General features: G+C 58.0%; 20 protein-coding genes. 8 read left to right on the top strand and 12 right to left on the bottom strand.

The genetic code is table 11. The features are described 5' to 3' along the window. Positions 1-804, top strand: a complete 804-nt coding sequence (locus ABH909_RS27615; protein WP_429439246.1) for a SirB1 family protein — start codon at positions 1-3, stop codon at positions 802-804. 107 nt (positions 805-911) lie between these two features. Here ABH909_RS27615 and maiA read toward each other — a convergent pair whose 3' ends face one another. The 3 genes from maiA to hmgA are packed head-to-tail and all read right to left on the bottom strand — an operon-like array spanning position 912 to position 4,172. Beyond that, positions 912-1,547, bottom strand: coding sequence for a maleylacetoacetate isomerase (gene maiA, locus ABH909_RS27620; RefSeq protein WP_429439248.1), 636 nt, complete (start codon positions 1,545-1,547; stop codon positions 912-914). A 12-nt stretch (positions 1,548-1,559) separates the two neighbouring features. After that, positions 1,560-2,864: a fumarylacetoacetase gene (gene fahA / locus ABH909_RS27625; RefSeq protein ID WP_429439251.1), complete on the bottom strand. Its 1,305-nt coding sequence runs from the start codon at positions 2,862-2,864 to the stop codon at positions 1,560-1,562. 3 nt (positions 2,865-2,867) lie between these two features. Further along, complete coding sequence (hmgA, locus tag ABH909_RS27630) at positions 2,868-4,172, bottom strand: homogentisate 1,2-dioxygenase (protein WP_429439254.1); 1,305 nt, start codon at positions 4,170-4,172, stop codon at positions 2,868-2,870. 163 nt (positions 4,173-4,335) lie between these two features. Here hmgA and ABH909_RS27635 point away from each other — a divergent pair, with 163 nt between their 5' ends. After that, positions 4,336-5,127 carry an IclR family transcriptional regulator gene (locus ABH909_RS27635; RefSeq protein ID WP_429439257.1) on the top strand — a complete coding sequence of 264 codons (792 nt, stop codon included), beginning with the start codon at positions 4,336-4,338 and terminating at the stop codon, positions 5,125-5,127. 50 nt (positions 5,128-5,177) lie between these two features. Here the strand turns inward: ABH909_RS27635 and ABH909_RS27640 are convergent, their stop codons facing one another. From ABH909_RS27640 to ABH909_RS27655, 4 genes are all read right to left on the bottom strand, one after another. After that, entirely contained in the window at positions 5,178-7,706 is a 2,529-nt protein-coding gene (locus tag ABH909_RS27640; RefSeq protein WP_429439259.1) for a dermonecrotic toxin domain-containing protein, read from the bottom strand. Positions 7,707-7,770: 64 nt separating this feature from the next. Next, complete coding sequence (locus ABH909_RS27645) at positions 7,771-10,329, bottom strand: LuxR C-terminal-related transcriptional regulator (RefSeq protein ID WP_429439262.1); 2,559 nt, start codon at positions 10,327-10,329, stop codon at positions 7,771-7,773. A gap of 140 nt (positions 10,330-10,469) precedes the next feature. Beyond that, the gene (locus tag ABH909_RS27650) at positions 10,470-11,837 is read right to left on the bottom strand and encodes a DUF1329 domain-containing protein (protein ID WP_429439265.1); all 1,368 of its coding nucleotides are present in this window, start codon (positions 11,835-11,837) and stop codon (positions 10,470-10,472) included. Between the two features lie 23 nt (positions 11,838-11,860). After that, the gene (locus ABH909_RS27655; RefSeq protein WP_429439267.1) at positions 11,861-13,654 is read right to left on the bottom strand and encodes a DUF1302 domain-containing protein; all 1,794 of its coding nucleotides are present in this window, start codon (positions 13,652-13,654) and stop codon (positions 11,861-11,863) included. A 736-nt stretch (positions 13,655-14,390) separates the two neighbouring features. Between ABH909_RS27655 and ABH909_RS27660 the strand changes: the two genes are divergently transcribed. Continuing rightward, positions 14,391-16,421 (top strand): S-type pyocin domain-containing protein, encoded by a 2,031-nt coding sequence (locus ABH909_RS27660; RefSeq protein WP_429439270.1) that lies wholly within the window; start codon positions 14,391-14,393, stop codon positions 16,419-16,421. Continuing rightward, positions 16,418-16,675, top strand: a complete 258-nt coding sequence (locus tag ABH909_RS27665) for an immunity protein (RefSeq protein WP_183683674.1) — start codon at positions 16,418-16,420, stop codon at positions 16,673-16,675. Before ABH909_RS27660 ends, ABH909_RS27665 begins: the two co-directional genes overlap by 4 nt. Before the next feature lie 44 nt (positions 16,676-16,719). Here the strand turns inward: ABH909_RS27665 and ABH909_RS27670 are convergent, their stop codons facing one another. The 4 genes from ABH909_RS27670 to ABH909_RS27685 all read right to left on the bottom strand — a co-directional run bounded on the left by ABH909_RS27670 (position 16,720) and on the right by ABH909_RS27685 (position 20,050). After that, complete coding sequence (locus tag ABH909_RS27670; RefSeq protein WP_429439273.1) at positions 16,720-17,631, bottom strand: SDR family oxidoreductase; 912 nt, start codon at positions 17,629-17,631, stop codon at positions 16,720-16,722. A 111-nt stretch (positions 17,632-17,742) separates the two neighbouring features. Next, positions 17,743-18,645: an alpha/beta fold hydrolase gene (locus ABH909_RS27675; protein WP_429439276.1), complete on the bottom strand. Its 903-nt coding sequence runs from the start codon at positions 18,643-18,645 to the stop codon at positions 17,743-17,745. Continuing rightward, entirely contained in the window at positions 18,646-19,428 is a 783-nt protein-coding gene (locus ABH909_RS27680; RefSeq protein WP_429439279.1) for a class II aldolase/adducin family protein, read from the bottom strand. It lies immediately after the preceding gene. A 166-nt stretch (positions 19,429-19,594) separates the two neighbouring features. Further along, positions 19,595-20,050 (bottom strand): flavodoxin, encoded by a 456-nt coding sequence (locus ABH909_RS27685; RefSeq protein WP_429439281.1) that lies wholly within the window; start codon positions 20,048-20,050, stop codon positions 19,595-19,597. 103 nt (positions 20,051-20,153) lie between these two features. Between ABH909_RS27685 and ABH909_RS27690 the strand changes: the two genes are divergently transcribed. Continuing rightward, on the top strand, positions 20,154-20,630 hold the full coding sequence (locus tag ABH909_RS27690; protein WP_429439284.1) for a PAS domain-containing protein: 477 nt from the start codon (positions 20,154-20,156) through the stop codon (positions 20,628-20,630). A gap of 55 nt (positions 20,631-20,685) precedes the next feature. Continuing rightward, positions 20,686-21,291 carry a hypothetical protein gene (locus ABH909_RS27695; RefSeq protein ID WP_429439286.1) on the top strand — a complete coding sequence of 202 codons (606 nt, stop codon included), beginning with the start codon at positions 20,686-20,688 and terminating at the stop codon, positions 21,289-21,291. 19 nt (positions 21,292-21,310) lie between these two features. Here ABH909_RS27695 and ABH909_RS27700 read toward each other — a convergent pair whose 3' ends face one another. After that, complete coding sequence (locus ABH909_RS27700) at positions 21,311-22,270, bottom strand: MerR family transcriptional regulator (RefSeq protein WP_429439289.1); 960 nt, start codon at positions 22,268-22,270, stop codon at positions 21,311-21,313. Between the two features lie 196 nt (positions 22,271-22,466). On the opposite strand from ABH909_RS27700, the gene ABH909_RS27705 reads away from it, so the two are divergent. Continuing rightward, positions 22,467-23,036 carry an antibiotic biosynthesis monooxygenase gene (locus ABH909_RS27705; RefSeq protein WP_429439292.1) on the top strand — a complete coding sequence of 190 codons (570 nt, stop codon included), beginning with the start codon at positions 22,467-22,469 and terminating at the stop codon, positions 23,034-23,036. 155 nt (positions 23,037-23,191) lie between these two features. Beyond that, positions 23,192-23,902, top strand: a complete 711-nt coding sequence (gene folM, locus ABH909_RS27710) for a dihydromonapterin reductase (protein ID WP_429439294.1) — start codon at positions 23,192-23,194, stop codon at positions 23,900-23,902. The last annotated feature ends 20 nt before the right edge of the window (positions 23,903-23,922 follow it).

Consider the following 23,922-nt stretch of genomic DNA (forward strand, 5'->3'; position numbering starts at 1 on the left):
ATGACCCCGCGCCAACGTTTTTTCGACTGTCTGCAACGATCACCGCCCGCGCTGTTCGAGGCGGCGCTGTGGATGGCTGTCGAACACGATAAGGAACTGAATCCCGAGGCGGTGCTGGCGGATTTCAAGGACCTGCAACAGCGGGTCAGCTACGGGTTGCCGATGCTGCCGGTGAGTGAATTGGCCCAACCGTTGTTGCGCCGGATGAATGACCTGGGGTTCGCTCAGGACGACTCCACGCCCTTGCGCCCGCAAGTGGCGTTACTCCATAAGGTGCTGGAACGTCGGCGGGGCCAACCGCTGGTACTGGGCCTGATTGCGCTGGAACTGGCCAGAAGGCTGGAGATCCCCATGGTCGGGGTCAACTTCCCCGGACATTTCCTGCTACGGGTACAAGGCGCCGATCATCTGCTCGACCCTTGCGGCGGGCGACGGCTATACCCCAACGACTGCCGGGAGTTACTGCAACGCCAGTACGGCCCGAACATGCAACTCAGCGCCGAGCACTTACTGACAGCTGAACCGGTGCAGATGCTGCAGCGGCTGTCGCGCAACCTGCGCCAGTTGTACCTCACGAATGATGACTACATCGACGCCCTGATCGACGCCGAGCGTGTGCTTGAGTTGGGCAACGCCTGCGCCTCCGACTATCTGGCCCGGGCAAGTCTCTATCAACGGCTGGAATGCCCGAATGCCGAGCGTTTTGACCTGGAGCACGCGCTGCTGCTCTGTGACGACCCGATCCAGCGGATTCGCCTGACCGAACGACTCGGGCACCTACCGCCTAACTCAGTGGTTCACTAATCTCATGTGGGAGCGGGCTTGCTCGCGAAGAAGACACCGCGGTATTTCTGACGGACCGCGTTATCGTTCTTCGCAAGCCCGCTCCCACATTAGGTCTATGTGAGCCATTAAGGGGTATCGGACTGATTCGCAGGATGGGCCAGGAAGAAGGCCGGGTGTGTCGCCGCCAATGCCGCCACTCGACGAATTCGCGGGTAGGCCTCAAGGGAAATATTGAAGCGCTCGGCCGCATACAACTGCGGGATCAAATAGACGTCCGCCAGCCCCGGCTGATCGCCAAAGCAGTAACCGGTGTCACCGATCAACTGCTCCACCGTCGCCAACCCTTGTCTGATCCAGTAACCGATCCATTCCACCACCAGCGGCTCATCGTGCCCTAACTGCCGAAGCTTGTTGAGCACGCTGACGTTGTGCAGGGGATGAACATCGCAGCCGATCACCGCCGCCACGCCACGCTCATGGGCACGGGCGACGAGGTCTTTAGACAGCAATGGCACCTCTGGAAAACGTTCCTCCAGGTACTCGATGATCGCCGGTGACTGGATCAGCAACTCGCCCTCATCGGTGCGCAAGACCGGCACCCGGCCTTGCGGGTTGATGCCCAGATAGGTCGGCTGCCGATGTTCGCCACCTTGCGGCGCGATCAGGTTGATGGGCAGCGCCTGGTAATCCAGCCCCTTCAACGCCAACGCAATACGCACCCGGTATGACGAGGTCGAACGGTAGTAGGTATAGAGTTCCATGACCCAATCCTCTTAGCGCGCTGGCAACACTTTGCCACGGCATTCGCCGAAACCGATGGAAGCAAAACCCTCGCGGCTGCAACGTGCGCGCAGAATGATTTCGTCGCCGTCCTCAAGAAATTTACGCACCTCGCCCGACGCCAGTTCGATAGGCTTTTTACCGCCCTCGGTGATTTCCAGCAGGCTGCCGAACTGACCGTTTTCAGGACCGGACAGCGTACCCGAACCGAACAGGTCACCGGCCTGCAACTGACAGCCATTGACGCTGTGGTGCGCAACCAGTTGTGCAACGGTCCAGTACATATGTTGGGTGTTGCTGAGGGTCAGGCGATGGGCTGGCATATTTTGCTCACGCATCGACTCGGTCAGCAGCAGCACTTCGAGTTCGATGTCGAAGGCACCGGCGGCCTGATCACGCTTGTCGAACAGGTACGGCAGCGGCTGCGGATCGCCTTCAGGGCGTGCAGGCTGGGCACGGCGGAACGGCTCCAGCGCTTCGGCCGTCACCACCCACGGAGAAATACTGGTGATGAAACTCTTGGACAGGAACGGCCCTAGCGGCTGGTATTCCCAGGCCTGGATGTCCCGCGCCGACCAGTCGTTGAGCAGGCAGAAACCAGCGATGTGGTCGGCGGCGTCACCGATGGCGATCGGGTCGCCCATCTCATTGCCCGGACCGATCCAGATACCCAGTTCCAATTCATAGTCCAGACGTGCGCACGGACCAAACGTCGGCTCGGTCTGGCCGGCCGGCAGGGTCTGGCCTTTCGGCCGACGCACGTCAGTGCCGGATGGGCGAATGGTCGAGGCACGGCCGTGGTAACCGATCGGCACGTACTTGTAGTTCGGCAGCAACGGGTTGTCCGGGCGGAACAGTTTGCCGACATTCTGCGCGTGCTCGATGCCGACGTAGAAGTCGGTGTAGTCGTTAATCTTCGCTGGCAAGTGCATTTCGCAATTCGCCGCCAGTGGCAGCAGTTTGGCACCTTGGGCTTCGATTTTGCCGTGCAGGGTGCTGCCTTCGGCAAACAGTTCCAGCATACGTTCGCGCAGGGCAACGCGAGCATCGCGGCCCAATTCGAAGAACGCATTCAATTGACCGCCACGGGTGGCGTCGACCGCAGTGCGCGCAACACCTTCGAACAGCCCGGCCTCCAGTGCCGCTTCCAGATCAAAGATGTGGTCGCCGATCGCCACGCCACTGCGCGGCGCGGAGCCCTTCACGCTGAAGACGCCCAACGGCAGGTTTTGCAGCGGGAAATCCGCGTGGCCGTTGGCGGAGGCAACCCAGCTACGAGTGATGGAAGTCTGAGTCATGGGTTATCTCCGGGTCGGGTCGAAAGTCGCGGGCAGCGTGGCCCAGCAGGCGTCGTAATTATTTTGCAGTTGTGGGCAATCCAGGGCGAATCGGCTCGGGCGCAACACTTGGCTGGTCTCGAACATGAAGGCCATGGTGTTATCGATTTTAGTCGGCGCCAGTTCCGCGTTGATCGCTTTGGTGCACGTCTCGCCGTCAGGGCCGTGGGCGCTCATGCAACTGTGCAACGAAGCACCGCCAGGCACAAAGCCTTCGGCCTTGGCATCGTATTCGCCCTGGATCAGGCCCATGAATTCGTTCATCAGGTTGCGGTGGAACCATGGTGGACGGAATGTCTTCTCGGCGACCATCCAGCGTGGCGGGAAGATCACGAAATCGAGATTGGCCAGACCGTGCACGCTGGTCGGCGAAGTCAGAACTGTGAAAATCGATGGATCCGGATGATCGAAACTGACCGTGCCGATGGTGTTGAAGCGGCGCAAGTCATATTTATATGGCACGTTATTGCCGTGCCAGGCGACCACGTTCAGCGGCGAATGATCGAGCTCGCAACCCCACAACTGACCGAGAAATTTCTGCACCAGGGTGGTCGGTTGCTTGAGGTTTTCGTAATGAGCCACCGGCGTCAGGAAGTCTCGCGGATTAGCCAGACCGTTGCTGCCGATCGGCCCCAGGTCCGGCAGGCGCAGAGGAGCGCCGTGGTTTTCGGCGATGTAGCCGCGGGCTTGCGGATCGAGCAGTTCGACGCGGAATTTCAGCCCGCGAGGCAGAACGGCGATTTCCAGCGGTTCCAGTTCCAGCACGCCCAGTTCGGTGGCGATGCGCAGGCGACCCAGTTGCGGCACCAGCAGCAATTCGCCGTCGGCGTTGAAGAACACGCGTTTCATGGAACGGTTGGCGCGGTAGTTATAAATACTGATCCCGGACGGTTTTTCTGCGCCCGAGTTGGCGGCCATGCTCACCAGCCCATCGATGAAATCAGTGGGCTCGGTCGGAATGTCCAACGGGTTCCAGCGCAGGCGATTGGGCGTTACCTCACCCAACGGGCCACCCGCCAGTTGCCGATCCAGTTTGACGAATGCCGGGTGGTTGGCCGACGGCTGAATGCGGTACATCCAGGTCCGCCGTGCTTCGCTGCGAGCCATGGTGAACGCAGTGCCAGAGAACAGTTCTGTGTACAGGCCGTAAGGGGCTTTTTGCGGGGAGTTCTGGCCGACGGGCAACGCGCCGGGCAACGCTTCGCTGCTGAATTCGTTGCCAAAGCCTGACTGATAGGCCAGCGCTGGCGCCGTTGAATCGAGGTTCATGGAGCCTCCTGAACGGGAGTTGGCAATGGCCTGTCACTCTGCTGAAGAGAACTTGGCACGCCAGGGTTATTTTTATCGTAATTCGATTACGCATAACGTAATTTGATTGGTATTGACCGTCAAGCTATAAAGACGCCCATTCGTCCCGGGATCACACCGCCTCATGACCAGCGAAAGCAACGGTAAACAGAAAGTCCGCTCGGCCGAGGTCGGCACCGATATTCTCAAGGCGCTTGCCGAACTGTCGCCATCGACCTCGTTGTCACGCTTGGCCGAACACGTGCAGATGCCGGCGAGCAAGGTCCACCGCTATTTGCAGGCGCTGATTGCCAGCGGTTTTGCCGAGCAGAACCCCGCCACTAACCATTACGGCCTGGGCCGTGAGGCGCTTCGGGTCGGCCTGGCTGCTCTGAACAGTATGGACGTGTTGAAAGTCGCCGCCCTGCCCTTGGCTGAACTGCGCGACGACCTGAACGAGACCTGTTTTTTGGCGGTATGGGGCAATCAGGGCGCGACAGTGGTGCACATCGAACCGGCAGTGCGGGCAGTGACGGTGGTCACGCAATTGGGCTCGGTTCTGCCGTTGCTCAGCTCCTCGACCGGGCTGGTGTTCAGTGCCTATTTGCCCCATCGCGAAACCGATGAGTTGCGCGATCTCGAAGTTCGCGCTGTCGACGTTCATCCGCTGGCCGATGAGCAGGCTTACACCTCATTGTGCGAGCAGATCCGCGAACGCAGCTTGCACCATGTTCACGGCTTGCTGATGCCTGGCGTGGATGCATTGTCGGCGCCGGTGTTCAATGCGGTCGGACAGGTAGCGGCGGTGATGACCATTGTCGGCCCGGCCTCGTTGTTTCATGCCGATGAAAACGGCCCGGCGGCGCAGCGGTTGTTGGCGGCGACGCGGGCTGTGAGTTGGCGGATGGGGTTTGAGGCCAACGAAGTCGCTCGCTGAACACGAATCGACATCGGCGGCCATCCGTTGCAGGTCAACAGCTCGGGGCCTTACACAAGGGTGGTTTGGCTGCTGATGGTTTCCGGATCATCGAGAATCTCCTGAATCACTTCCAGCGCCCGCTCATGCAACCGGGGCTGCCCGGTTGCAGCCGCAAACAACTTTTCAACCTCTAACGCATCACCCAACAACCCGATGAGATTTTTCTGCAACTGACTGGCGCCCGACTTGCCAAGACCGGCCTTGCCCAGAGACGCCAGTTCAAACAGCGCCTTCTTAAAGTGGCTCAGGGCTTTTGCCCGATCGCCCTCGGTATAGGCTTCAGCGCCTTGCACCAGATTCTGGGTCAGCAACGCCGCACTTAGCGCGATACCTACTGGCGCATAAACAATACTGATGACACTGGCCGCCGTGACGACTGCGTTATACACCAGCCCCCAAATGATTTCGTTAAGGCTTTCGGTCTTCTCGTCGACATCGGAAATGATTTTGTACACCACGTCGTTATAGCTGTCGTTCAAATCGGTGACGCGGCTATTGCGCTCCAGGGAGGGAGCCTCGATAAAGTTGCTCAATTGTTCGAGATCAGTAAGGTAAGTGCCGACCTGCGGTTGATATTTGGCAAAAACCCGATCATGGCAATAATCACCGAGCGTGCCTTTTTTTACTGCCGACACAAACTCCTTGAACGGTCGTAGCTCACGTCCGTCCGGTGCATCCGGGGTAAACAGATACTCCTCGACTTGCCCGGCCACCACTAGCCTGAACACGAACACCCCAACCACCAAACGCCCTCTGAGATGAAGGTTGAACAATGCACTGGAACGCACATCCTCTGGCGACTCACCCACAGGACTTGTCGGCTGCGGCTGAAGCGGATCGAACTGTTCGACAACTTTGATCAACTCCGCAAAGTGCTCCTCAGGCAACCGCCCAGTGAATGCCCCCTGCATGATTGCCACTTCCATCTGACGTTGCAGTATCGCCATGTAGAGCTGTCGCTTGAATGCACCTTCGGGATGGGATCGGTTGAGGTGCACCGAGCGCAACATATCGATGTACTTCTCGCCAGGACGTAGCGTATTCGACCAACTGGCTATATCGCGGATATCAAGCTTGTTGATCGGTGGATGGTCAGCAGCCAGTGTGAATCTCGGATAAAGGGGTTGGCCTTCACCACTGGCATAAAAGTGCACTTCGCCGACAATCAATTGGGTCAGTGTCATCTTTTGTTCCTGACTGATTTCCACATTGATTCGATCAGGATTGATGACGACACGCTCACCTCTTTGCAGAAGAACTTCTTCTACACGTTGCTTGATCAGTTGATGGCAAAAACGTTCAAAGCTGACAAATCCTCCTTGACGGACCTCAACGGTTTGCAGCGACTTGAGTTCGCAGTTGATCCGCGCAAAACGTTGACGCTGCTCGTTGGACGCTGTGCGATAGCCATAGGGCGTTTGACTCTCTTCCTGCGATACCCGCCATGCCCGCTCGTTGTAAACAATTGCGTTCAACACCTCTTCTCCCTTGTATGGGGAAGGTGCAAGCGTGATACCGCCCCAGAGATAAGGCAGCTGCGGGATTTGTTTCAGATAACCGCTGATCGTCTCGCGATCCAGTGCATGGGACTGCCAAGTCAGATAGTCCTGACCGCTTTGTGTTGCCGTCCACCGACTGATATCAAGGCTCAAACGCCTGAAAGTGGGCAACTCGTACCAATCCTGACCATCGGGCGAGCCGGGGGCGTACAGGAGCCAGTCCTCCAGGCTGTCGTCGCGGCTTCCAATGGCGACCATATCCTTGAGTGCACGGGTGTCTTCACGTAACTGCAAGGGCGCAATCGTCAGGCTCGAGTCTCCGGCAATCGCACGTAGAACCCGCTGCAGATTGGTGTCGTTGAGGTGTCCTTGAAGTTTCGCAGCAAACGCACTCAGCAACAGCTGATCCCGGGTGACGTCGTTCATCGCTGCGAGTACACCGCTGCGTTGGTACACACTCCGGAATTCGGCGCCGTAAGCCGCTCGAACATCGTGATTCAAGGATTCTTCCAGCCATTGCTGGTTCAGCCCCGACGGAAGTCCTTCGCCGCGCAAAGTGATATTTGCACGCTGACCTTCTTCATGCAGGCCGTGCAAGAGCAAGTCCGTTAGGGTGCGCTTGTCCTCCTGAATGAATGTCCGGCCAGCCTGTTGGAAAACATAGCGACTGGACGTCGTGATGCTGTCAGGATCCAGCGCGCTGCCAAACTCCAGTTCCAGCGCCTGATTGGCCAGATAACGGGCATAAACCCGCACGCTAGCGAAGATCCCCAATTGTTTATCCAGTTCAATCTGACTGACGATAGACTGCTGTTCCAGTTCGCCATAATGAAGTTGATCAGCAACACTGGCACGTGTCAGCCATTGTGGACGGCTGTCGTCACTAATAGAAAAATCAGTATTCATGATGTTAATTTTATGTCTCCTTACACGAATCGCTACAACAGGCTGGATGCCCAGTGAGTTGCACGAATCTAATGCAGAGAAAAAAAACATCAAAACGCTGAAGCAATACCAAATATTCTCAACTTCAACCACGTTTAACCATCAGCCACTCGCTTTAAACAAACACAAACTGCCATCACATATAAAGCCCTCCAGTTCAGCCCCACACCCCGAGTAACTTGGCCTTGGCCACTGCTTGCGTACGGCGTTCAACACCCAACTTTCCGTGTATTCTTCGGGCATGGGTTTTAACAGTATGCAATGAAATGAACAGTGCATCGGCGATCTGCTGATTGGAATTGCCGAGGGCAATCAACTCTAGTACCTGCAGTTCACGGTGGCTGAGCGGATTCGTCTCGCAAGCGGTGGCAAAAAGTCCATCGCCTGGCAACTGCGAAGTCAACGCTTCGAACAATGGCGCCTGACGCAAGCGCAATTCGCATACCGCTTGTTGCCCCTGATAGCGTGCAACCATGTGTAATCCTTTCTGCAACACCTCAATTGCTTCCGTTGTATTGCCGCCAAGCCATAGCACTTCGGCCATGGTCAATTGCAGTTCGGTTTGCAGCGCGTACATCCCGTTCTGCTGCGCCAGTTCCAGCAGTTGCTGAAGTTGCACCAGGGCATCGGCCTTTCCCCACCCCAGACGTGCTTCGGCGAGTATCAGCAAGTACTCGATCCGTGGAATCAGCTCCAGGGTCGCCGGCGGTGCCTGCCGGGCATTCGGCCCGCGATAGTGGCGCAACACCCGGGTCAGTGTTTCGTGTGCCAGTTCCGGGCGTCCTTGTTGCAACCAAAGCTGACTGCTGACTTGCAGCAGAACGCCGCGGTAGACGGTATCTGGAATATGCCGTTGTTGCATCAGCCGCTCGGCGTCGCGCAACCGGACGAACGCCTGGGCGTAATCGCCTTTGTTCGCTGCCAGTTGGGCCTGCCCCAGAAATCCATACAACACGCGCTTGTCGTGGTTGCGCAAGCAATCGTCCAGGCCTGCTTGAAAGAATTCGGCAGCGCACTCATCTGCCCCCAGGCACAAGGCCAATCGCCCACGCCGCAATGCAATCCGCCCCAACAAGGGTGCAGGTCGGTCCGAACGCTGGCAGAGCAATTGATCGATCTCGCAAAGCAGACTTTCAGCCCGCACCGCCGCCCCCCGTTGCTCCAGCAATTGCGCATGATCGAGTTCCATCAGGCCCTCGAATATCAACGAACCTTGCGCCCGCGCCAGGCACAGCGCCTGACGGTTGTGGGCTTGCGCCACATCGAGTGCGCCCCTAAGCAGTGCTTGTTGCGTCAGACCGGACAAACACATCAGGCGCGCCGTCCAACAGTCGGGATCGAGGGCGTTCAATGCATCAAGAAAGTGCGCACGCGAAGGCTCCATTCGTCCCTGCAAATGCAGTAACCAACCCTGCAGGGCTTGCCAACGTGCAATCAATCGACGCTGAAGCACCGCCGAGGGTTGAGGCGTGAAATACGCCAAATGAGCGATACAGGCAGTCGCCTGTTCGAAACGTCCGGCGAATAACAGCGCAGCGGTAATCAATCCGACCAATTGTGGGCTGCCCAGCGTCAGTTCCTCGCCTTGCTGCTCATGCAAACGCAACAACAGCACCACCGTTTGCTCCTCGAACAAGTGCTCGAAACTGAAGTGCTGCAACAGGCTGATCGCCACTTCGTATTCCTCGGCGAGCAAGGCCTGTTCGAAGGCCGATTTCCAGTCCTGTTCAGCACAGAACCACTGGCAGGCCCGCCGATGCCAGGAGCGTCCCGCCGGCCATTGCTCATCGCGCAACAACTGGGTGAACGGAGTGAAAATCTGCAGCCAGTCGCTGGAGTCTTGCCAAGGCTCGATAAAACAACCCAGCGCTTGCAAGGTCCGCAAGTATTGAGCGCCCTCCCCGGCCCCGAACAGGTGATCGCACAATCGGGCATTGAAGCGGGGCAAGTGGGCCAGCACGCGCCAGGCCTCGCTCAATTCAGGCGTCAGCGAGGTGAACAACTCATGTTCCAGGTAATCGAGCAAGGTGGCCGCCCGCCCCAGGGAGTTGTCCTGACGTGACCAGTCGCACTTATGCAGCAATGCAATCCGTACACCGGCACACCAGCCGCCGGTGCGCTGGATGATCCGACTCGCCACCTTGCCGGCTTGCTCGGGTACCCAGGGCTGCAGTATCTGCTCGACTTCACCCTGGGAGAACGCCAGCGAAGTGCTCTCGCACTCGTACAACTCAGCGTCGAGCAGCAACCGTGGCCAGTTGCATTGCGGTCGGCGTCGGGCACCCACCCACCAGGTCAGCATCGGACTGCTGATCGCCAGCATGCGATCGAGTAACTGGTCCAGCTCCGGGTTCGGCAGACGGCAATAGTCATCGAGAAACAGCCAGGCAGGCGTCGGCAATCGTGCCAGAGCGTCCAGCAACCCGGTTTCATCCGATGAGGCCAGCCCCAGTGTCTCTGCCAGACGATGACGAAAATCCGCCGCGCTCCACGCCACGCCGGACAATGGCAACCAATGCACTCGGCATTGGGTTGGCGCCTGCAACAGGCATTCGGTGAGTAACGCGCTCTTGCCACTGCCGGCGGGCGCACAGAGCAATTTCACCCGGGCCGTCGAAGCCAACAACGGCTCGCTCAAACGAGCCCGCGACAGGTGATGAGAGGACAGGCGGGGCAGGAATCCAGAACGGTCCAGACACGGAGTCATGGCGGTCATTGCGGCGTGCCTTTTTATAATTGTCCGGCCACCCTAGCCCTCTATAACCCGCTTGTTGAGAAGTATTCAGGACGCTGATTGGCGCCCATAAAAGAGGCGACCCGCAGGTCGCCTCTGGTGATGCCAATGTATCAAAACCCTTACCGAACGCCCTCGGCGCGCAGGGCCGACGGGGTGTAGTCGGCAGACTTGGCGTTGAAGCCGAATTCGAAGCTGTGCTTCTCTTCGTTCTTCATGCCCAGGGCAATGTATCGGCCGGCAATGATGTCGTAGAGCGCCTCCAGGGTGTAAGCCGGGGTCTGATGATCGTAGTAATACTGGGCGTGACCTTCGGCCACTCGCCACAGTTGACCACGACCGTCGTAGTGATCCGCCAGCGCCACTTGCCAACTGTCTTCGTCGACGTACATGTGGCGTTTGGCGTAGATGTGCCGCTCACTCGACTTGACCGTGCCGACCACTTCCCAGACCCGGTGCAATTCGTAACGGGTCAAATCCTGATTGATGTGCCCGGCCTTCACCACGTCATCGTATTTGAGGCTCGGCGAATCGAGTTTGTAGCTGTTGTAGGGAATGTACATTTCCTTCTTGCCGATCAGTTTCCAGTCGTAGCGATCCGGCGCGCCGGAGAACATGTCAAAGTTATCCGACGTGCGCAGGCCGTCAGCGGCGGTGCCCGGCCCGTCGTAGGCCACTTGCGGCGCGCGTCGTACCCGACGCTGACCAGCGTTGTAGATCCACGCCAGGCGCGGCTCTTTCACCTGATCGAGGGTTTCATGCACCAGCAGCACATTACCCGCCAACCGCGCCGGCGCGGTCACCGACTGCTTGAAGAAGGTCAGCACGTTGGCGCCTTTTTCCGGGTCCAGGTCCTTCATCAATTGCGGTACGGCAATCTCTTCCTCGAAGCGGATCGGCGTGTAGCTGCCATTGGTCTGCGGGGTCACCTGGGTGATGATGCGGCGCAGGTTGCCGCCGTGATAACGGGTGATGTGGTTCCACAGTACCTCGACGCCGTTCTTCGGAATCGGGAACGCGTAGTAGCGGTTGCCGGTGAAATTGGCCAGGCCGTTACCGTCGTTGATGCTGTTCACATTCAGTGCGCTGCGCTTGGCCGACTCGTAGATTTCCGCCGGCAGGCCCACGGTGCGGTGGGTCGGGTAGACCGGAATCTTGTAGGTTTCCGGGTAGCGTTTGAACATCGCCACCTGGCCATCCGAGAGCTTGTCCTTGTACTTATCGACAGTCGCGGCGGTGATGGTGAACAACGGTTTTTCACTGGCGAACGGATCAGCCAGGAAGCCTTTGCTGTCGACCGCGCCGGCGTTTTTGGGAATGCCACCGGTCCACGCCGGAATCGAGCCGTCGGCGTTGCCGGCCTTCTCGGCGCCCAGCGGCGTGAGCGTAGTCCCGAGTTTGTTAGCTTCTTCCGGCGAGACCGCCGCCATCACGTTGGCGGCCAGCAGGGTCAGGGCCAGGGCGCCGCATTGCAGAATCATCTTGCGCATTAACATCATCCTTCTCAGCCAGATCAGAAGTTCACACCGAAGCTCAGCGCCAGGAAATCACGGTCTTCCAGGACGTTGTAGTCACCGCCAAAGAAGTCGGTGTAACTGAGGCTCGCGGTATAGGTGTTGCGGTAATCGGCATCGACACCGATGCTGACCGCCTTGGCGCCTTCGTTGAACAGCCCGTTGGGACCGTAGCCGGCGACGTCATGGGACCAGGACAGGTTGGGTTTGAGGTTGATCCCGCCAATCACGTTGGCGTAATCGAGAATCGCCCGGGCGCGGTAGCCCCAGGAAGTTGAGGTGACAAAGCCGTCGGTATCGCCGCCGAAACCGTACTGGCCGTAAACCGAATCCCGGCCATAACGCAGCTTGCTCCGCGACTCCAGACCACCAACCCGTACCACCGCGGCTTCACCCACCAGAGTCAGCCGTTGGGCGCCCAATACCTGGTCGAAAAAGTGCGTCAGGGTGCTTTGGACCTGGGTCACTTCCTTGCGGCGATAACCGGTGTTGTCGGCACCTGGCCGGGTCGCGACAGGCGATGCGGCGCCGCCGGCGATCGGGTTAAGCAACGCCAGGGTCAGGTCGTTGGTATTGACCTGCACCGGAGCGTTGGGCCGGTAGCTGATTTCGCCGGTCCAGGCAGTACCGGTGGGCAAAGTGGTGGAGAAGCTTGCGCCGTACAGACGAATGTCTTCCGGGTATTCGAGGTAATACTGGCCGCGCCCGAGCATCACGCTTTGCGCCAGGCCGGAACCGCTGCCCGGGGCCAGACGGTTGGCAGTGCTGACCATGCCCGGCAGGCTGGCCAGTGTCGACAGCCCCGCAGTAGTGGTGCCGACAGTCGGGGTGCGACTGTGATAGTTCATGAAGTAGAGGCCGTACTCGGTGTCGTCACCGAGCCAGCGCAAGGCGGTGCCCCACTGCCCTGAATCCCGGGCATCGCGGTCGCCGCCACGGGGCACGATGACGCCCTCACGGGTGACCTGAATAGGTTGGCCAAAGGCTGACGCCAGCGGCGCCAACGGTGCAATCGCCGGACTGCCGACGGTGTAACCGTTGTTGCAGCCATCCGCCGCCACGTCGACGCCGAAGAAAGTGCCGCAGTTGTCGAGAACGGTCTGATCCCACTCCAGTTGGTAGAAACCTTCCACCGTGAGCTGATCGGTCAGGCCTTGGGAGGCGAACAGCATGTTCACCGGAATCAGGCCTTCCTTAATCTCTGCCCCCGGTCGACGGAATGCGGAAACGTCGACCGGGTTGATGCTGTTGATCGAGTTGCCGACGAAGGTACTTTCCCCCCAACTGACCACCTGCTTGCCGGCGCGCACAGTGCCCGGCAGATCGGCGATGGAATAGTTGTGATAGACGAATGCATCGAGGATCTGCGCACCCGAAGACTTGGCGCCTTCTTTGCGACCGCTGTCGCTGATCTGTTTGAACTCGCGGTCTTCGTCCTTCAGCTCGAAGTCGTACCAGTACTTGCCACGGACGAACACGCCTGTATCGCCGTACTTTAATTCGAGGTCGTGGATACCTTTGAAGATCTTGGAGAAGGTCTCGCCTTTCTTGAAATTCAGGCGCCCGTCATCACCGGTCGAAGACTGGCCGGTGCCGCCGTTGACGCTGCCCACCAGAGACTTGTCGGCATCGCGCATGCCCCAGCTCGCACCGACCGACAACGAGGAATCGAACTGCCCCTCGATTTCGCCGATGTTGAATGAAACAGCCTGCACCTGGGCACAACAGCCCAAGGCCACCGCAGCGGCCAGCGCTTGCGGTTTGAAGATGGCGCGCATTGTTGTTTTTGTCATGCGTCTTCCCCGGTGAGTGACAGAAGGCCCCACCCTACTGCCGCACGTCGGGAGCGATAAGCGCACCAAAGAGGTATTCGCGCTGTACCTCCAAAGGATGAATGCCCGCATGGGACGGGGGTTTGCGCGGGGTATGGATGGACTGGATGGGGGGTTATCAGCGGGGCGCATGGGAGGGCGTGCTACAAAAAGTCGGCCGGAGACTGTTGCCCAGCCTGCAACAGTGCATGTCTGGAATCGCTATTTTTCCTTTGCGCTCAAGCCCTTATTCTTGCTGGGCTTTCACGGCAAACAGCTGAAAGCATGAAGCGTTGGGGATGATGGTCCCACCTCATTCGCAACAGAATCCAGATGATTTGAAGCGTTACTTTCGACTCATCGCCCCGTGTTCACTGACGTTGATTTATTGCTCCTTGATCCAACGTCTTGCTTTGGCCGCTGCGTTTGCAGCGGCCTTTTTTATGGGGGATGGTTTTGTGGCGATAGCGTCTCCCATTGCTTCTGAAGACACCCTTGAAAGATCTTTCCTGCAACAGCATGGGAAACGTCTTTTTATTCGAAGGAACATCCTTCCTTCATTTCTATCCCATCGAAACTTCCCCTTCTTCTATATGTAACTTCTTACAACACTCTCAGACTCATGCCTGCGGCTTCTGCTGTAACGTTAAATGGCGCAAAACAATCGCTTACTAAAAATACTTTCTTGAATACAGCGCACATTCAAAAGGATATGAATATGCAAAAACCTCCACCATTGGTGTTAACTCAAGCTGTGCATACCACAGCAATAGCGCCTCCGGGCGTAAACCCCGTACCCGCCACTTCACCAAACTACCCTAACAGCGGACATTTCGGCTTCCAGCCGGCAGTCGGGACAATCTTGAACAAATTGCGGAGCACCACCAAGACTTCAGAACAGGAGTTTCAAGTCCGATCCAGTCAACTACCGCAAACTATCGAGCAAGAACTGGCAGCCACAAGACTCGAGGGATCGACTCACCCGCTTCCCCCTGCCGAGGCAATCATTCGCGAACTGGGCGTGCGCAACACGCTTCTGGCGCGCAAGACCGCCGACTTTCACCACAAAACGGCGATCGCCAATAGTTTTTATGGCGTAGACCCCATCGGCAAGCCTTTGCAGGCGTTCTATCCAAAAGCCTTGACCCTGGAGAAGCCAGTTCCCGCGAATGGTATCGCGATCCAAGCCTGGATGACCTCGTACAAGGCAGCATACGAGGCAAGGCTGCTGTCGCAAACCATCCAGATGCTGAATCAGCAACACATCAACGTACTCAACTGGCTGGCGGCCGTGCAAGCCAATGATCAGGCGCGAGTGGCGGCTGAACAGGAAGCCCGTCGGGTCGCGGCCGAATTGGCCCAAATCAACGAGCAAGCCGCCATCCGTGCCCGGGAGCAGGCACGACTTGCGGTGCTGGCCGAGGCCCAACGACTGGCTGTCGAACAAGCACGGGTTGCCGCCGAAGCCGCCGCGCGACAAGTCGCTGCTGAACAGGCACAGCTTGCAACACTGGCCGAGGCTCAACGTCAGGCAGAACAGCTTCGTGTTGAAGCTGAACGGCAAGAGCACGAGAAACAGCAGGCGGCTTCAGCAGCCCTGCGTGTATATCCCGCTAGCGGAGCGACAGCCTCTTCCAGCCCGGTATTTTCCTTCGCCTCGACCGCCGTCATCCTCGCTCCCGAAACATCGGCCGCGATACTCACCGCGCTACGTTCGGCATTGCAGGTGGCAACTGCGGCAGGCGCCGCGACACTGGGCTCTGTACTGATCGGTTTCGCCGCTCTGCTGACACCTTCGCGCCTGGGAAACGGCGAACGCTTTACGATGAGCATACCGCTCGCGGAACTGACGTCAGAAAATGCACAGTCACTGCGAGCGATTGCAGACCGGCAAGGAACACTGGATCTGCCGGTCGGAATTGGCTACAGACCCATCGGCTCAGGCGCAGAGGTCTTTGTTATCACCGCCGACGGGTTCGATATTCACCCCAGCGTTCCGGTGAGGCACGCCACATTCGATGCACAGAACAACGTTTATCGGCTCAGCCTGCCTGACTCGCCAACCAATACCCTGACCTGGACGCCCGCCGTCACGCCGGGTAACAGCTCGACCGAACGGCCGATTGTTCAGGCTGATACGCCGACGTATCCCGGAATCCCAATCGTGCCGCTCGAAGGGCGTCTGGATTTGCATCCCATACTGGTGGAGGGTTGGGACTGGTCCATCATCGTCTTTCCAGATGATTCGGGTATTGCGCCGCTGTATGTCGTTATCAGCAGTCCCTATCAAGGGGCTTACGTCAAAGGTAAATACAGCGGGCGTCTTTTCAATCCGGAGCTGGCGGGTGGACCGATACTCGATCTGGACTGGCGCACGGCTGTCATTACCCAAACCGGAATTGATGCAGTGAAATTACACATCGCACGGCTCGATCAATCGGACGCCAACGACATAATGGTTCGACGCCTAGAAAAAATTCTGAGCCAACACGGAAAAGTAACTGACACAGATTTACGCTACTACACTCATGAGATACGAGAACTAGAGCGTTACAGGGCGTTCGGCTATAGCGACACCGCATCTCCTTCCGACGAGTCTCAAATATGGAACAATGCACATACGGCTACTCTTGAGGACTACAAGCTAGGAAGCGAATTGACACTTTTGTATAGCGAAGAAGCAATCAGCGCAATGAATGCACAAGACCAAAGAGAGTACGAAAAAGACATGAGGAGCTTCGAACAATGAGCCCTATCGAACAAATCATCAAAAACGAATCGGTAGAAGATGTCGTTTCGTATTTCGCGCTTTTCAGGTCTGCCCAAGCGGTCGACAGAATGTATGGGCGACACCGCCAGGAGATAATTTTAAATGGTGAACTGGTAAACACTTACAACTCGCTCTTCAGCGATGGCGTACTGGCTAGCGATGAACATGGAAAAACTGTAAAGGGACCGAACTGGAAAGCCCCTCAGTTTATTACCGAAAATAAATATTCTTAACAAGCAACTCGGCCACCAAGCCTCAGCTTGGTGGCCTGCTCCACTTAAACCGTATATCTCTGCAAATTCCCCATCATTTCCTTCAACGCCTCAATATTGTCCTTCGGATGCGCTGCGCCCTCAAAATCGCAAATCTGCTGCCAATGCGCCGCCACATCTTCCGGCGAAAACCCCACCCGCGGATCAAACCCGGCCCCAAGGCTACGCTCCCAGCGCACCTTGCCCATCCAGCCGCCACCCACCTCGAACAGCCCGGACGTTTCCTGACAATGCTCGCTGGCCAGGTACACCACCAGCGGGCTGACCAGTTCCGGTTTGAGTTGTTCGAACACTTGCGGCGGGATCAGGCCTTCGGTCATGCGGGTGCCGCCGGTCGGGGCGATGGCGTTGACCAAGATGTTGTTCTTGCGGCCTTCGATGGCCAGTGTGCGGGTCAGGCCATAGAGACCGAGTTTGGCCATGCCGTAATTGGACTGGCCGAAGTTGCCGTAAATGCCCGAGGTCGACGCGGTGAAGATCACGCGGCCATAGTTTTGCTCGCGCATGTGTGGCCAGGCGGCGCGGGTGACCTTGTAGGCGCCTTCGACGTGGACGCGGTAAACCAGGTCCCAGTCGCTGTCGTCCATTTTGTGAAAGGTCTTGTCTCGCAGGATGCCGGCGTTGTTCACCACGACATCGACGCGGCCGAATGTGTCGAGTGCATGCTGGACGATTTTGTCACCGTCGGTGACGGAATCGTGGTTGGCCTCGGCGATGCCGCCGGCTTCACGAATTTGCGCGACCACACGATCGGCCGCCGACGCATTGGCGCCTTCGCCTTGAGTCGAACCACCGAGATCATTGACCAACACTTTGGCGCCCTGCTTTGCGAACAGCAGCGCGTGCGCCTGCCCCAAACCACCGCCCGCACCGGTGACGATCACCACTTTATCTTCGAAGCGCACAGACTCATTCATGGGGAAACTCCAGCAGGCCAGGGGACAATGAGTGCGAGTGTCAGCCACGAGGCTGCCGGTCACAATGAACACGGGGGCGGCTGAATGGTGCGCAATAAGACAGCGGGATAGTCAGGAACAGGCCACCTTGCGTGGCGGTGAAACCAGCCGGTCGCGAAACTCCAGATAATGCTTGAGCACCTGCGCTGGCGCTTCGATCTGCGGGTAATGGCCGATCCCGGCTAGCAGAATGGTGTCTGGGTCGGGAATCAGTTGCCGATAGCGCGCCACCATGTGCGCGCCGGAAACCGGATCGACCTCGCCATTGATGAACCGCAACGGCACCTCGCAGCGCTGCATGGCGCTGACCCAACGCTCACGCTGGACACGGCGCTGCGGGATATAACTGATCAATTTGTGCATGATCCGCTGCCCGCGATTGTTATCGACCAGGCTCCAGAAATCATCCAGTTCACTTTCCGTCGGCCGGGTCTGCGGGCCGAAGACCTGCTGGAAACTCTTCACCAACGCGTCTCGGGTAAAGGCTCGCCCGATCATCCAGCCCAAAGGGCTGAGCAGGAGTTTTTGCATCAACACCGGGCGATGGGTTTCGGGAAACAGCCCACCATTGAGGAACACGCAGCTGGCGATATCAGCGCGCGTTTCATAGTGCCGGGCCAACAATTCCTGGGCCACGCTGTCGCCATAATCGTGTGCCAACACGTGAACGGGTTGTTCAACGTTCAGATGCGCCAGTAAGGCCTGTTGCAAATCGGCCTGTTCCAGCAGGCTGTAGTTGTGGTTCATCGGTTTGGCCGAATCGCCGAAGCCGAGCATGTCGCAGGCAATCACCCGATAGCGCTGCGCCAGCGGCTGCCACAAGTAATGCCAGTCCCAACTGGCCGTCGGGAAGCCATGGATCAGCAACAGCGGCTCGCCTTGCCCCGCGGCCCAATAGCGCAGGGTCTGACCGCGGAATACGAAGGTCTGGCCGCGCTTGCGCCAGACACACAGCGGAATCTCGGCAAGGGCCATTTAGAGTTTATAACCCGGATCTTGTTTATCGAGTTTGCGCAGCAGCGCCGGCCAGGCCAGCGCGCCGCCCATCCCTTGAGCACTTTTAGTGACACCGGCGATCATCGCCTTGGCGCCCGCCAGAATCTGCGGTTCGATGGCGATCAGCTCCGCACCACCGTTCTGCGCCAGCACTTGAATCTCGCAGGCGCGCTGAAAGGTGAACATCATCAGGAACGTGTCGGCGATGGTGCCGCCACAGGTCAGCAGACCATGGTTGTGCAGCATCAGGAAATTGTTTTCGCCAAGATCGGCTTGCAGTCGCGCCTTCTCTTCATGGTTCAGCGCAACGCCTTCGTAGGCGTGATAAGCCAGGCTGGAAAGAACGAACAAGGACTGCTGACTGATCGGCAAGATGCCCTGCTTCTGTGCCGATACTGCCACCCCCGCCGCAGTGTGGGTGTGCAGTACACACACGACGTCATGACGGACTTCATGCACGGCGCTGTGGATGGTGTAACCCGCCGGGTTGATCTCGTAAGGGCTGTCCATCAACTTGTTGCCGGCCTGATCGACCTTGACCAGGCTCGACGCCGTTATCTCATGGAACATCAGCCCGAACGGGTTGATCAGGAAGTCTTCAGTGCCAGGCACCTTGGCGGAAATATGCGTGAAGATCAGGTCATCCCAGCCATGCAGGGCGACCAGACGATAGCAGGCCGCCAGATCGACGCGCGCCTGCCATTCGGCGGCACTGACTTTGTCTTTGATGCTGTATGGCGATTGGACAGGGGCTACGCTCACGGCAAGAATTCCCTTTTTTATTTTTCTGGGTTTTTATTGTTTTCACTGCGTTACAGCAGTCTAGTCAGCCTCCGGATTTCGGGTAGTTGCATTGGCAGCCAGCTTGATGGCCGAGCGAGTCAGTGCACGGGTGAGTCTGGATCCATTGTCAGAGCACCCGCACAAGTCAGCCTCGCAGTGCGCTGACCAGTTCCGCCAGCCAAGGCTCGGCATCGGTTTCCGGCGTCACGGTTTCGCTGGCGTCCAGGCGTAGCATCTCCAGCACTTCGCGCACGCCCAGTTCGCCGAACAATTCGCGCATTTGCTCACCGCCACCGCAGAAGGTATCGCCATAACTCGAATCGCCCAAACCGATTACCGCGCCTGGCAAGCCACGCCAGGCCGCCGGCAACTGATCGCGGATGGCGAAATACAACGGCTGCAGATTGTCCGGCAACTCGCCCATGCCGGTGGTCGAGGTCACCGCCAGCAATGCTTCGGGGCCAAACGCTTGAACATCGGCGAGGGTCGCACGCGGGTTGTGCAATGTTTCAAAACCGGCGGCGTTCAAAATGCTTGCAGCGTGACGGGCGACTTCTTCAGCCGTGCCGTACACCGAGCCGGAAAGGATGGCGACTTTCATCAATCTGATCCTGAATCTAAATAAAAGTAGGAGATATTAACAGCACCGCCCTCGTTGATCTTTTAGAATGCAGCGTATCAATCAATGCGCAAAGGACTTTGCGATGATCAATGCCTCGCTGCTGCAAATGGTGATCGATGCTTCCAACGACGGCATCGTGATTGCTGAAAAGGAAGGCGAGCAGGACAACATCCTGATTTACGTAAACCCGGCATTCGAGCGCCTGACGGGTTATACCAGCGAAGAAGTCCTCTATCAGGATTGCCGTTTTTTGCAGGCAGGAGACCGGGATCAGGCCGCCCTCGCCTTGATTCGGCAGGCGTTGGGCAGTGGCGGTTCCTGCCGGGAAATCCTCAGGAATTACCGCAAGGACGGCACACCGTTCTGGAACGAACTGTCGCTTTCCACGGTAAAAAACCCGCATGACGGGCAGACCTATTTTGTCGGGGTGCAGAAAGACGTCACGGTTCAGGTCAAGGCGCAGCAGCGAGTCGCGCAGCTGGAAGCGCAATTGGCCGAGGCACAGGCCGAAATTGCCGCACTCAAAACGACGAACGGCTCAAACCAATCGGCGAATTAGTGGTCATTTACTACAATCACCGATGACTTTGTAATTATTCCTTTCGAGCAAACCCATGCAGCGCGACGCACTCTTGACCCAGGATGAGCTGGATTTTATCCAGAACATGCAGCACAACCCGCAACTCAATGTGCGGGATGCGACGTCGAGTCTGCTCGTCAATGGTGGTTCGCAGATTCGTGACTTACTCACACGCCTGGCGGCGCATGAACAAGTCACTATCCAGGCCAATTTCGAAAATCAGCAGATAACCTTCCCGCTGCACTTGGTGGAAGATGAGTTCCACGCCATGCATCTACGCCTCGGCGTCCCCAGCATCTATGAAGACGGGCCGATGGTTCGGCCATGGCGCCTGGCGCTCGAAGAGCCTGTGGCACTGGAAAATGCCAAGGGCCAACCCGGCACGATGTGGGTGCATGAAATATCGTTCAAAGGAGTTTTGCTGGAGGTTCGCAACAAGACCAAGGCACCAAAGCATTTCGCGTTGTGGTTCAGCCCGTCAGGTTATGAGCGGATTGCGTTGCGCGGCACCTTCGAGCGTGAAACCGAGCAAGGTTTCTACGCCTACGAATTGAGCCAGAGTGACAAGGACGAAACCGAACGTCTGCGTCAGTACATTCTTCAGCAACATCGCCTGACCCATCCTGCATTGCATATCTGATCTTTCAGTCTGTCTACGCTCAGGTATCGAGGTTTCCCGCCAGGAACTGCTTCAGACGCTGGCGCATTAACACTCCCTCATTTCCCAGACAACCGATCGACGATCCAGCCAGGCTCTCCTGCACCAGGTCCGATGCATCTCCGGCCAGCAACACCTGGCAATCCAGGCTCATCGCCAGACGATTCAAACGTCCAGGCAGGTCGTTTGCCGGCGCGTGGTTGGAAACCAGTATCAGTGCCTTGGGCCTGATCTTCTCGCAGACCAAAACCAATTCTTCGAAGGGCTGGCCGATCGCCAACAACTGAATTGCCGAATCGACGCTGCTCAGGTACAGCGCCGTGACCAACACGTCGAGTTCACGGCATTGATCGGCCAAGGCGCAGACAATCACTCGTCGCGGTTGCATGACTCGCACCAGTAACAGGCGCTGCAACACTCTAGCTCGTAGAAACCCATCCAGAAAAAGCCACTCGCTGATCTGACCGAACGCTTCATGGCGTTGTAGCAATAGCTTCCAGACCGGAATCAGAATGTCCTGAAACACCACCGTCATTGGGTAACTGGAAAAAATCTGACCGTAAGCGTGCTCCAGTTGAACTTCGTCGAAGGCACTTACCGCAGCCCTGACCTGCTGCTGCCATCGGTCGTAGTCGGCTTGAACGAGTTCGCTGGGAATGACCTGCGCCAGTACCTTGAGCGGTTCGGTCTTGGCCAGTATCTTGCCGACCTTGCTGACTGCGACGCCCCGTTCCATCCAGCCAAGGATGCTACGAATACGCTCGATATGGGTCATCGAATACAAACGGTGCCCGCTTTCGGTGCGCATGGGTTGGATCAAACCGTACCGCCGCTCCCATGCGCGTAGCGTGACAGGGTTGACTCCTGTCAGACGCGCCACTTCGCGAATCGGAAACAGTTCTTCTCGAATCAGCGAGGTGCTGAGGGGTAAGCCAGGTGCAAGGTCGGTCAGCACAGGCAACGTCCCATGTATAAAGTTGGATCCATTCTAACTCCACTGCCCCATTAGTTATCAACACGCCATTGAACTAATTGGGACAGACGTCCCAGAAAAAATCAGGAATAATCCTTGCTTGTCAGACGCAGCCCACCACCCCGGCGCTGTGTCTGGCGAAGCTCTTATCCGGAGCGACGCGTTTGCCCTACGGAGATACAAAATGTCTACCTCACCCGTCACCCTGATGGTTGCGCGCCGCGTCGCCGATGGGCGTTATCAGGACCTGATGGCCTGGTTGCGCGAAGGCGAACAACTGGCCACCGATTTCCCCGGTTACCTCGGCTCTGGTGTGCTCGCCCCACCGCCCGACGATGACGAGTTCCAGATTATCTTCCGTTTCGCCGACGAGCAGACCATGCACGCCTGGGAGCATTCCGCATCGCGTACTGCCTGGCTGGGGCGCGGCACTGATCTGTTTGCTAACCCTTCAGAACATCGGGTCAGTGGCCTCGATGGCTGGTTCGGTGCGATCGGCCAACGTCCGCCGCGCTGGAAACAGGCCGTGGCCATCTGGTTGGCGTTCTTTCCGGTATCCCTATTGTTCAATTTTGTACTGGGGCCGCTGCTGGCTGAAACGGGTTTGCTGACCCGCGTGTTTGTCAGCACCCTGTGCCTGACGCCATTGATGGTGTATTTCTTCATTCCGCTGTCGACGCGTCTGCTGGCCGGGTGGCTGCATACCCCATCTGCCCGTCCGTTGCCCGCCGAACCCTCAACCCAGCATCGCTGATCCCCTTGTGGGAGCGGGCTTGCTCGCGAAAACGGTGTAACAGTCGACATTTTGCCGACTGTCAGTCCGCCTTCGCGAGCAAGCCCGCTCCCACAATAGGTGTACGCCTCCCGTCGCTGGTATAGTTTTGCTCTTACCGCGATGCGAGCCGTTTCATGACCTCTACCGCAGCCCCAATCCTCATCACCGGTGCCGGCCAGCGTGTCGGCCTGCACTGTGCGCAGCGTTTGCTCGAAGACGGTCATGCGGTCATTTTCAGCTATCGCAGCGAACGCCCTGGTGTGCAAAGCCTGCGTGATCTGGGGGCAACCGCAGTGTTTGCGGACTTTTCCAGCGAGGCCGGCATCCTTGCGTTCATCGGCGAACTGAAAAACCGCACCGACAGTTTGCGGGCGGTTGTCCATAACGCTTCCGAATGGTTGGCCGAAACCCCGGGTACCGAAGCCGCGGCTTTCACCCGCATGTTCAGCGTGCATATGCTGGCGCCCTACCTGATCAACCTGCACTGTGCCGACCTGCTACGTCGTTCAAGTCCCGCCGACATTGTGCACATCAGCGATGATGTGACCCGCAAGGGCAGCAGCAAGCATATCGGCTACTGCGCCAGCAAAGCCGGGCTCGACAGCCTGACCCTGTCCTTTGCCGCGAAGTACGCACCCAGCATCAAGGTCAACGGTATCGCGCCAGCCCTGCTACTGTTCAATCCCGACGACGACGCGGCGTACCGCGCCAGGGTTCTGGCCAAATCGGCACTGGGTATCGAGCCCGGCAGCGAAGTGATCTACCAGAGCCTGCGTTATTTGCTCGACAACCCTTATGTCACCGGCACGACCCTGACCGTCAACGGCGGACGGCACGTCAAATAAGCCGCTCCCGCGAGGATGTC

The organism is Pseudomonas sp. BS3782 TE3695, from assembly GCF_050435305.1.
Lineage (GTDB): Bacteria > Pseudomonadota > Gammaproteobacteria > Pseudomonadales > Pseudomonadaceae > Aquipseudomonas.